This is a genomic window from Actinobacillus lignieresii (assembly GCF_900444945.1).
Taxonomy (GTDB): domain Bacteria; phylum Pseudomonadota; class Gammaproteobacteria; order Enterobacterales; family Pasteurellaceae; genus Actinobacillus; species Actinobacillus lignieresii.
The window spans coordinates 60,776-70,000 of the sequence record NZ_UFRM01000001.1; the positions used below are offsets into that span (position 1 = coordinate 60,776).

At 40.9% G+C, this 9,225-nt stretch carries 8 protein-coding genes and 1 rRNA gene (1 of these 9 running past the window's edge); 6 read left to right on the forward strand and 3 right to left on the reverse strand.

The genetic code is table 11. From position 1 onward, the window contains the following. Positions 1–54 precede the first annotated feature (54 nt). The 3 genes from aldA to ygfZ all read left to right on the forward strand — a co-directional run bounded on the left by aldA (position 55) and on the right by ygfZ (position 3,393). On the forward strand, positions 55–1,494 hold the full coding sequence (aldA, locus tag DY200_RS00280) for an aldehyde dehydrogenase (RefSeq protein WP_115586475.1): 1,440 nt from the start codon (positions 55–57) through the stop codon (positions 1,492–1,494). Positions 1,495–1,634: 140 nt separating this feature from the next. Next, entirely contained in the window at positions 1,635–2,498 is an 864-nt protein-coding gene (locus DY200_RS00285) for a YicC/YloC family endoribonuclease (RefSeq protein WP_115586476.1), read from the forward strand. A 7-nt stretch (positions 2,499–2,505) separates the two neighbouring features. Then, complete coding sequence (gene ygfZ, locus DY200_RS00290) at positions 2,506–3,393, forward strand: CAF17-like 4Fe-4S cluster assembly/insertion protein YgfZ (protein WP_115586477.1); 888 nt, start codon at positions 2,506–2,508, stop codon at positions 3,391–3,393. A gap of 49 nt (positions 3,394–3,442) precedes the next feature. Here ygfZ and DY200_RS00295 read toward each other — a convergent pair whose 3' ends face one another. After that, the gene (locus DY200_RS00295; protein WP_005614274.1) at positions 3,443–3,703 is read right to left on the reverse strand and encodes a YfhL family 4Fe-4S dicluster ferredoxin; all 261 of its coding nucleotides are present in this window, start codon (positions 3,701–3,703) and stop codon (positions 3,443–3,445) included. 144 nt (positions 3,704–3,847) lie between these two features. Next, positions 3,848–4,477 carry a response regulator gene (locus DY200_RS00300; RefSeq protein WP_005616543.1) on the reverse strand — a complete coding sequence of 210 codons (630 nt, stop codon included), beginning with the start codon at positions 4,475–4,477 and terminating at the stop codon, positions 3,848–3,850. Between the two features lie 202 nt (positions 4,478–4,679). Between DY200_RS00300 and rlmKL the strand changes: the two genes are divergently transcribed. Both rlmKL and trmL read left to right on the forward strand, forming a co-directional pair. After that, positions 4,680–6,818, forward strand: coding sequence for a bifunctional 23S rRNA (guanine(2069)-N(7))-methyltransferase RlmK/23S rRNA (guanine(2445)-N(2))-methyltransferase RlmL (rlmKL, locus tag DY200_RS00305; protein ID WP_115586478.1), 2,139 nt, complete (start codon positions 4,680–4,682; stop codon positions 6,816–6,818). A 56-nt stretch (positions 6,819–6,874) separates the two neighbouring features. After that, positions 6,875–7,354, forward strand: coding sequence for a tRNA (uridine(34)/cytosine(34)/5-carboxymethylaminomethyluridine(34)-2'-O)-methyltransferase TrmL (gene trmL, locus DY200_RS00310; RefSeq protein ID WP_115586479.1), 480 nt, complete (start codon positions 6,875–6,877; stop codon positions 7,352–7,354). Positions 7,355–7,489: 135 nt separating this feature from the next. Here trmL and tal read toward each other — a convergent pair whose 3' ends face one another. Then, positions 7,490–8,437: a transaldolase gene (tal, locus tag DY200_RS00315; protein WP_115586480.1), complete on the reverse strand. Its 948-nt coding sequence runs from the start codon at positions 8,435–8,437 to the stop codon at positions 7,490–7,492. A 499-nt stretch (positions 8,438–8,936) separates the two neighbouring features. Here tal and DY200_RS00320 point away from each other — a divergent pair. Further along, a 16S ribosomal RNA gene (locus tag DY200_RS00320) occupies positions 8,937–9,225 on the forward strand; it runs 1,253 nt beyond the window's last position.

A 9,225-nucleotide genomic window follows, 5' to 3' on the forward strand; every position in this document is an offset into this window, starting at 1 on the left:
AACAAATATTTAATATATTTAAGCCACCTCAATTCATTAGATGGAGATCAAACTATGAAAATTATCCGTTCCTTTATTAATGGTAAGTTTGTCAGCAACTTAACAGGCACTTATGTTGATGTATTAAATCCGGCAACCGAAGAAGTGATTGCAAGAGAAGTACAATCTTCTGCCGCAGATGTTGAGGCGGCTTTAAGTGCGGCTCGTGCGGCACAGCTAAGTTGGGAACGGTTACCGGCGGTGGAAAGAGGCGTATATTTACATAAAATCGCCGACGGTATTCGCCAACGCGCCGATGAACTCACTAATGTGATTGTGGCTGAAGGCGGAAAAACGAAAGACCTTGCTCGTATTGAAGTGATGTTTACCGCAGATTACTTAGATTATCAAGCGGAATGGGCTCGTCGTTACGAAGGCGAAATTATTCAAAGCGATAGACCGAGAGAAAATATCTTATTATTTAAACGTCCTTTAGGGGTTATCGGCGGTATTTTACCTTGGAACTTCCCTTTCTTTTTGATTGCACGTAAAGCGGGACCGGCATTAGTTACCGGTAATACTATTGTGATTAAACCGAGCAGCTTAACACCGATTAACTGTGAAATTTTCTGTGAAATCGTAGAGAGCGTAGGTTTACCGGCAGGTGTATTCAACGTCGTGAACGGCGGTGTTGAAGTCGGTCAAGCATTGGCGAGCAGCAAAAATGTCGATATGGTCAGTTTAACCGGTTCGGTCGGTGCAGGACGTGCGGTAATGGAAGCGGCGGCGAAAAATATTACCAAAGTTTCGCTTGAATTAGGCGGTAAAGCGCCGGCAATTGTCTTGAAAGATGCCGATTTAGATTTGGCGGTAAAATCGATTATTGCTTCAAGAGTGGGTAACTCAGGTCAAATTTGTAACTGTGCCGAACGAGTTTATGTACATAACAGTGTTAAAGATGCTTTTATTGAGAAAGTGGTTGAAGCAATGAAAGCGGTACGTTATGGCAATCCGGCGGAAGCGGATAGCGGTAGTATCGAAATGGGACCGTTAATTGAAGAAAGAGCGGTAGAACGAGTTAAAGAAAAAGTGGAACGAGCAATCGATCAAGGTGCGAGATTAGTCTGTGGCGGTAAACGTGCGGAAAGTAAAGGTTTCTACTTTGAACCGACGGTTTTAGTCGATATCAAAAATGATATGGATATTATGCACGAGGAAACCTTCGGTCCGGTTTTACCGATTATGGGATTCGATACGCTTGATGAAGTTCTGGCATTAGCGAATGATAGTGAATACGGCTTAACCAGTTCCGTTTATACCACCAATTTAAACGAAGCGTTTTATGTGACACGTCGTTTACAGTTCGGTGAAACTTATATCAACCGTGAAAACTTTGAAGCAATGCAAGGTTTCCATGCGGGCTGGAAGAAATCGGGCTTAGGCGGAGCCGACGGAAAACACGGCTTGGAAGAATTCTTACAAACACAAGTGGTCTATTTAGAAACCGACATCTAGTCATAATTAAAATATAAAAAAATCTCAATAGTGTAAGCTGTTGAGATTTTTTATTTTCATCGCACTTCTCGTACTCTTTAACTTACAATCTTAGCTAAAAAAGGCTAGAATTATTTCAAACAATAAAATAAGGAATAATTATGATTTATAGTATGACCGCTTTCGCCCATTTAGAAATGAAAAAAGAGTGGGGTAATGCAGTGTGGGAAATTCGCTCGGTGAATCAACGTTTTTTAGAGACCTATTTTCGTTTACCTGAGCAATTCCGTAATTTAGAAATGACCTTACGCGAGCGTTTACGTGCATCACTTACACGCGGAAAAGTAGAATGTAGTTTACGTATCGAATTAAGTAATAACCAAAATAGTGAATTGGCATTAAATAAAGCGTATGCGGAAAAGGTAATCAGCTCGTTACAAACCTTGCGAGGCATTGCCGGTGAGGGTGAGATCAACTTAGTGGATATTTTACGTTATCCGGGGGTGGTCGATGCTCAAACACAAGATTTGGATCAAATTGGGCAAGACCTGTTAGCCGGTTTCGAACAAATTTTAGCGGACTTTATTGCGATGCGTGGTCGTGAAGGCACGAATTTACAGGCGTTGATCCAACAACGCTTAGACACGATTGCCGAGATCGCAACCAAAGTGCAGGCGCAAATGCCGGAAATTCTGCAATGGCAGAAAGATAAATTACAACAACGGTTTGATGAGCTGAATTTACAATTAGACCCGCAACGTTTAGAGCAAGAAATGGTATTAACCGCACAGCGTGTTGATGTGGCGGAAGAATTAGACCGCTTACAATTACACGTGAAAGAAACGACTAACGTCTTGAAAAAAGGCGGAGCGGTAGGTCGTAAATTGGACTTTATGATGCAAGAACTAAATCGTGAATCCAATACGTTGGCATCAAAATCCATTAATGCGGACGTAACCAATTCAGCGGTTGAATTAAAAGTGTTAATCGAACAAATGCGTGAGCAAATTCAGAATTTAGAGTAGGTGTTTTATGACGTGTGAATGTAGCAAAATCAGTAATAGTCACCCGGATCTCTGCGTGCAACTTTCTCAGTATCGTTTAATTGAAATTGCAGGTGTGGATGCTGAGAAATATCTTCAAGGACAATTAACCTGTGATGTAGCGAAATTGGCAGAGGGAGAACATACCTTAACTTGCCATTGTGATCCGAAGGGCAAAATGAGTGCATTAATCCGTTTATATCGTCAAACGGCAGATAAATTTATCGCCATGATTCATGCGGATTTATTACCGGAAGCGCTTAACCAACTAAAAAAATATGCGGTGTTTTCTAAGGTTACTTTCACTGAGCTGGATACGCCGATTTATGGGGTAACAAGCGGTGAGATTTTGGCAAAACTTTGCGAAAATACGATCGCTTTAGTCATTCCGCAAGGGCAAAAACGTGCAATTGTTTGGGGCGAAGCGCTAGAAACCAATGCCGATAGCCAATTGTGGGATTTAATCGACATTCAAGACGGGATTCCGATGTTGCTAAAAGCGAATCAATTTGAATTGATTCCGCAGGCAACCAATTTACAAGCGGTCGAAAATGCGATTTCTTTTACTAAAGGCTGTTATATAGGGCAAGAAACGGTCGCTCGAGCAAAATATCGTGGTGCGAATAAGCGAGCAATGTTTACTTTAGTCGGTAAATTTGAAGGCGAGGTGAGCTTACCGGAGATTGGCGGCTCGGTCGAAATGCAGCTCGGTGAGAATTGGCGTGCAACCGGTACAATCTTAAGCCGTGTGGCATATCAAAATAAACTTTGGCTGCAAGTGGTAATGAATAATGATGTTGAAGCGGATAGTGCATTTAGAATCAACGGCATTTCATTAGCGATTTGTGATTTGCCTTACAGCTTTAAAGACGCATAATAGAAAACGGAGAATGAAGGTTCATTCTCCGTTTTTTTACATTTTATTTTTATATCTTGTCCGGGTGATGAATCATCACAAATCTTTCCCATAACTCTTCTTGCGTTTCTTGATGTTCCGGATCCGGAATAATACAGTTGGTAATCGGGCAAACTTTTTGACAGGTCGGCTTTTCATAATGTCCGACACATTCGGTACATAGCACCGGATCAATCACATACACATCATCGCCGATTGAAATCGCTTCATTCGGACATTCGGGTAAGCACATATCACAGTTGGTACATTTGTGGGTAATCAGTAAAGCCATAAGTTCGGAGTATTCTAAAAAATGAGCGATTATACAGATAAAGATAAAAATAGGAATGGATTTTACATAGACTTGCATAGTTAAGCGGCACGAGTAAGCGGTTAAATTTGCCACTTTTTTAGTAAATTTAACCGCTTGCTGGGATTAACCCTTTTGTTGCTCGAGATAAAGTACGGTAGCCGCGACACGAGAGTGAACATTTAATTTGCGTAATAAGTTACGAATATGTACTTTAACGGTTTCTTCCGAAATAAATAATTGGCTGGCAATCTGTTTATTCGACATACCGGTCGCAATCCATTGTAAAACATCACGCTCGCGATCAGTCAAGACGCTTAACGGATCATTCTCCGGACGGCGTTCTAATAGATGTTGTTTAACGCTTTCGCTTAATACGGTTTCGCCCTGTGCCGCCTTGCGAATGTTTTCGACTAATTCTGCGGTATCGCTGTCTTTTAATAAATAACCGTCCACACCGGCGTCCATTAAAGCGAATACGTCGGATTGTTCGTCCGAAACGGTTAAGACGACAATACGGCTATCAATGCCGTGCTTTCTTAATGCACGTAATGTATCCAAACCGGAAATTCCTTTCATATTTAAATCTAAGATAATTAAATCAGGGTTTGTATCTAAGGCGATACTAATGCCGTCCGTGCCATTACTTGCTTCACCCACGATAACAAAGTTATCTTCTAATTCTAAAATTTGTCTAATTCCCTGACGCATTAAAGGATGATCGTCAATTAAAAGTATTTTATAAGCTTCGGTCATTGTTACCTCCAACGGAAATGGAAGAAATTGTGCTTGTTATATTTAACTAAAGCAAGTTACCCATTTTGGGTAATTCAACTAATTTTTGATCTGTACCAAGTTATTGTCCAGTTAAATTTCCGTTTGATTTGTAAAACTTTTCAACTATTAGACCGCTTGTTCCGCTATAATAACGCTAATTTTAGCTAAAAGAATGATAATAATGACAACTCAAACAACTTATTTCGCCACCGCTGCTCGTGGCTTTGAAGAAATGTTAAAAACAGAACTGGAGCAGATCTGCCAAGCCGAGTGTAAAGTCACACAAGGCGGAGTACATTTTACGACGACCCAACGAGGGGCATATCAAGCATTACTACACAGCCGTTTGGCTTCTCGCATTTTCTTACCGTTGGTCACCACCAAAATTTTTAGTGATCTGGATTTATACGCAACGATCGTCGGTATCAACTGGGAGGACATTTTTGATCCTCGTGATACTTTCTTTGTCGATTTTAACGGCACTAACCGCGAGATCCGCAACACGCAATTCGGTGCGGTGCGAGTAAAAGACGGTGTAGTAGATTATTTCGAGCGTAAAGGCTTTGCTCGTCCGACAGTGGATAAAGATCATGCGGATATTCGTATTCACGTTTATCTCGACCGAGAAAATATGGTGGTATCGCTTGATTTAAGCGGTGATGCATTACATATGAGAGGCTACCGTGAAGACACCGGTAAAGCACCGTTACGTGAAACATTGGCGGCGGCGATTATTCTTCGTTCCGGCTGGCAAAAAGGCACACCGCTGGTTGATCCGATGTGCGGTTCCGGTACCTTGTTGATCGAAGCGGCACAGATGCAAGCGGGGATTGCACCGCAATTACACCGTAAGCATTGGGGCTTTAATGTGTGGAAAGGACACCAACAAGCGGTATGGAAAGAGGTGCTGGAACAAGCCTATTTGCAACAAAATGAAGAAATTCAACCGCTTTTCTTCGGCTTTGACCTTGATCATCGCGTACTGGCTAAGGCAAAACAAAATGCGAAAAATGCCGGTGTCGCACATTTAATTCAATGGCAACAAGGCGATGTAGCGGCGTTAAAAAATCCTTGCCCTGACCAAGTCGGTACGGTGATTTGTAACCCGCCGTACGGTGAGCGTTTAGGTACGACACCGGCGTTAATTGCTCTTTATTCGGTATTCGGACAACGTTTAAAACACCAATTCAGTGGTTGGAACGCCTCGATTTTTAGCGGTGAACCGGAATTATTGAACTGTTTACGTTTACGTTCTCACCGTCAATTCAAAGCGAAAAACGGTCCGTTAGATTGTTTACAAAAGAATTATCAGATTAGTGAGCGAGCTGTTGCCGAACAACAGGCAGATGAGCTTAAGTTTGAACAGAACGCACAAGTTGCACCTGATTTCGCTAATCGTTTAACGAAAAATATTAAGAAAATTGAGAAATGGGCGAAACAGCAAGGAATTAATGCCTACCGTCTCTATGATGCGGATTTACCGGAATATAATTTAGCGGTTGATCGCTATGATGATCATATTGTGGTACAAGAGTATGCCGCACCGAAAAACATCGACGAACAAAAAGCTCGCCAACGCTTACTGGATGCCGTGTCTGCAACCCTGTATGTAACGGGCGTGGAAACCAATAAGTTGGTATTAAAAGTACGTCAAAAGCAGAAAGGTACAAACCAATATGAGAAATTAGCCAATAAAGGTGATTATTTCTATGTCACCGAATACGGTGCAAAATTGTGGGTGAATTTAACCGATTATCTTGATACCGGCTTATTCTTAGACCACCGTCTAACACGTAAGATGGTAGGGCAGATGGCAAAAGGTAAAACGTTCCTTAATCTTTTTGCTTACACCGGTTCAGCGACTATTCATGCCGCATTAAACGGTGCGAAATCCACCACCACGGTAGATATGTCAAATACTTACCTGAATTGGGCGGAACAAAATTTAGAGTTAAATAATTTACCGCTGCGTAATAACCGCTTATTCCAAGCTGATTGCTTGCAGTGGTTGGCGGAATGTCGTGAACGCTTTGAGCTGATCTTCGTTGATCCGCCGACATTCTCGAATTCAAAACGAATGGAAGACAGTTGGGACGTACAGCGTGATCATATTAAATTAATGACACAGCTTAAACGCATTTTAACGGCGGACGGAATAATCGTATTCTCAAATAATAAGCGTGGCTTTAAAATGGATTTCGAAGGCTTAGCCGAATTAGGATTACAAGCGGAAAATATTTCGCATAAAACATTACCGCTTGATTTTGAGCGTAATCCGCAAATCCATAACTGTTGGATTATTCGCCATATTGAAAATTAATAATCACGGAATGCACGGAAAGTTTTGTGCATTCTGCCTATTGGATAGTAAATAAAATGTTAGATATTGTTTTATATGAACCGGAAATTCCACAAAACAGCGGTAATATTATTCGCTTGTGTGCGAATTGCGGTTTTAGATTACATATGATTGAACCGTTAGGCTTTGCGTGGGATGACAAAAAACTACGTCGTTCAGGTTTGGATTACCACGAATTTGTCGATATTCAAAAATATAAGAATTTTGAAGATTTTCTAGAACGCGCCAAGCCAAAACGTCTATTTGCGCTGACAACTAAAGGCGAACCGAATCATAGTGAAGTGAGTTATGAATTAGGCGACTTCCTTATGTTTGGGCCGGAAAGCCGAGGTATCCCGATGGCGATTTTAGACACTTTACCGATGTCGCAAAAAATCCGAGTGCCAATGTGTAAAGACAGCCGCAGTATGAATCTCTCCAATACGGTAGCGGTTGTTGTATATGAAGCGTGGCGTCAATTCGGTTACCAAGGTTCTGTACCGAGACAGCCAATTTAGCTTAGTGCCATCAAATTACAAGCGGTTAATTTTCTTTAAGAATTTACAAATTATTCCGAGAAATTGACCGCTTGCTTAAGTCGCATAAAAAAATCCCAAGCATTCGCTTAGGATTTTTGTTTCAATCAATTCAGATTAAAGTTTAGTAGCAAGCATTGCTTCTAATTTCTCAATATCTACCGCAAATTTACGGATACCTTCCGCTAATTTTTCAACAGCCATTGGGTCTTGGTTATGTTGCCAGTAGAATTCCGCTTCTGTTAATGGTGCCGGACGTGCTTTCACTTCACCTTTATATTCTAATTTACGAACAAGCGGGGCATTGCTTTCAGCAAGTTCTTTTAATAATGGCGGAGCAATGGTTAAACGGTCACAGCCTGCGATTTCGGTAATTTCACCTACGTTACGGAAACTTGCGCCCATAACCACAGTTTGATAGCCGTACTGTTTGTAGTAGTTATAGATATTTGTAACAGAAATTACCCCCGGATCTTCTGCCGGTGCATATTCTTTTTTCTCTGCTACTTTATACCAGTCTAAGATACGACCAACAAACGGAGAGATTAAGTAAACACCAGCTTCTGCACATGCACGAGCTTGCGCTTGAGAGAATAATAAGGTTAAGTTACAGTTGATACCTTCTTTCTCTAACACTTCCGCCGCACGGATACCTTGCCAAGTTGAAGCGATTTTAATAAGAATACGATCATTACTAATGCCAACGTCATTATAAAGTTTCATAATTTGGCGAGCTTTCTCAATTGTTGCTTCCGTATCGTAAGAAAGGCGAGCATCAACTTCCGTAGAAATACGTCCCGGTACGATTTTAAGAATTTCTAAACCAATATTCACGGCTAACTTATCTTCCGCATCAATAAGTTGCTGGGCTTTATCATCACTTCTTGCTTTAGCATAAGCTACTGCATCATCAATTAATGAAGCGTATTGCGGTAATGCAGACGCACTTAAGATTAAAGACGGATTAGTGGTCGCATCTTGCGGTTGATATTGTTTGATAGCTTCAATGTCGCCTGTGTCGGCAACAACAACAGTCATTTCGCGTAAAGCATCTAATTGGCTCATAAAAGGTACCTCTTTATATAGATTATATAGATAGATGAATAATGATATATATAATACCAATAACTTCTCGAAAAAGTACGAATAATTTTGTGATAAAGATCACAAATTTAGATATGCAGTCAAAAGTTATCACAAAATAACTCAAAACTGTTCTTGTTTTACTCAAGTTGAATAAATGTTATGCAAAGAGTAAATTTTTCAAGATTTTTTTGCAAAAAGTACTTGCAAGGAATTCATATTTCTCTATAATGCACCCACACAACGACGCACTGTTGTGAACGAGAAGTAAATGCGGTGCGTCGTTCTTTTTTGCTCTTTAACAATATATCAGACAATCTGTGTGGGCACTTGTTGATTGACTTGATTTTGAAAATATTATTTAAAACTTGAAGTCTTAATAGGTGCTTAAACTAGAAATTCATATTTTTCTTTTTGCTTAACTTGGTTAGGTAAGGGAAGTGAACTTAGCTAAGCAGAATATTGAGCGATTAAACTTTTTGAATTGAAGAGTTTGATCATGGCTCAGATTGAACGCTGGCGGCAGGCTTAACACATGCAAGTCGAACGGTAACGGGAAGGGAGCTTGCTTTCTTTGCCGACGAGTGGCGGACGGGTGAGTAATGCTTGGGAATCTGGCTTATGGAGGGGGATAACTACGGGAAACTGTAGCTAATACCGCGTAATATCTTAGGATTAAAGGGTGGGACTTTCGGGCCACCTGCCATAAGATGAGCCCAAGTGGGATTAGGTAGTTGGTTAGGTAAAGGCTGACCAAGCCGACGATCTCT

What these genes read in the sequence shown, in the direction of transcription:
- tal (WP_115586480.1), bottom strand. Translation starts at nt 8,437, where the DNA reads ATGAGCCAATTAGATGCTTTACGCGAAATGACTGTTGTTGTTGCCGAC.
- rlmKL (WP_115586478.1), top strand. Translation starts at nt 4,680, where the DNA reads ATGACAACTCAAACAACTTATTTCGCCACCGCTGCTCGTGGCTTTGAA.
- aldA (WP_115586475.1), top strand. Translation starts at nt 55, where the DNA reads ATGAAAATTATCCGTTCCTTTATTAATGGTAAGTTTGTCAGCAACTTA.
- DY200_RS00300 (WP_005616543.1), bottom strand. Translation starts at nt 4,477, where the DNA reads ATGACCGAAGCTTATAAAATACTTTTAATTGACGATCATCCTTTAATG.
- trmL (WP_115586479.1), top strand. Translation starts at nt 6,875, where the DNA reads ATGTTAGATATTGTTTTATATGAACCGGAAATTCCACAAAACAGCGGT.
- ygfZ (WP_115586477.1), top strand. Translation starts at nt 2,506, where the DNA reads ATGACGTGTGAATGTAGCAAAATCAGTAATAGTCACCCGGATCTCTGC.
- DY200_RS00295 (WP_005614274.1), bottom strand. Translation starts at nt 3,703, where the DNA reads ATGGCTTTACTGATTACCCACAAATGTACCAACTGTGATATGTGCTTA.
- DY200_RS00285 (WP_115586476.1), top strand. Translation starts at nt 1,635, where the DNA reads ATGATTTATAGTATGACCGCTTTCGCCCATTTAGAAATGAAAAAAGAG.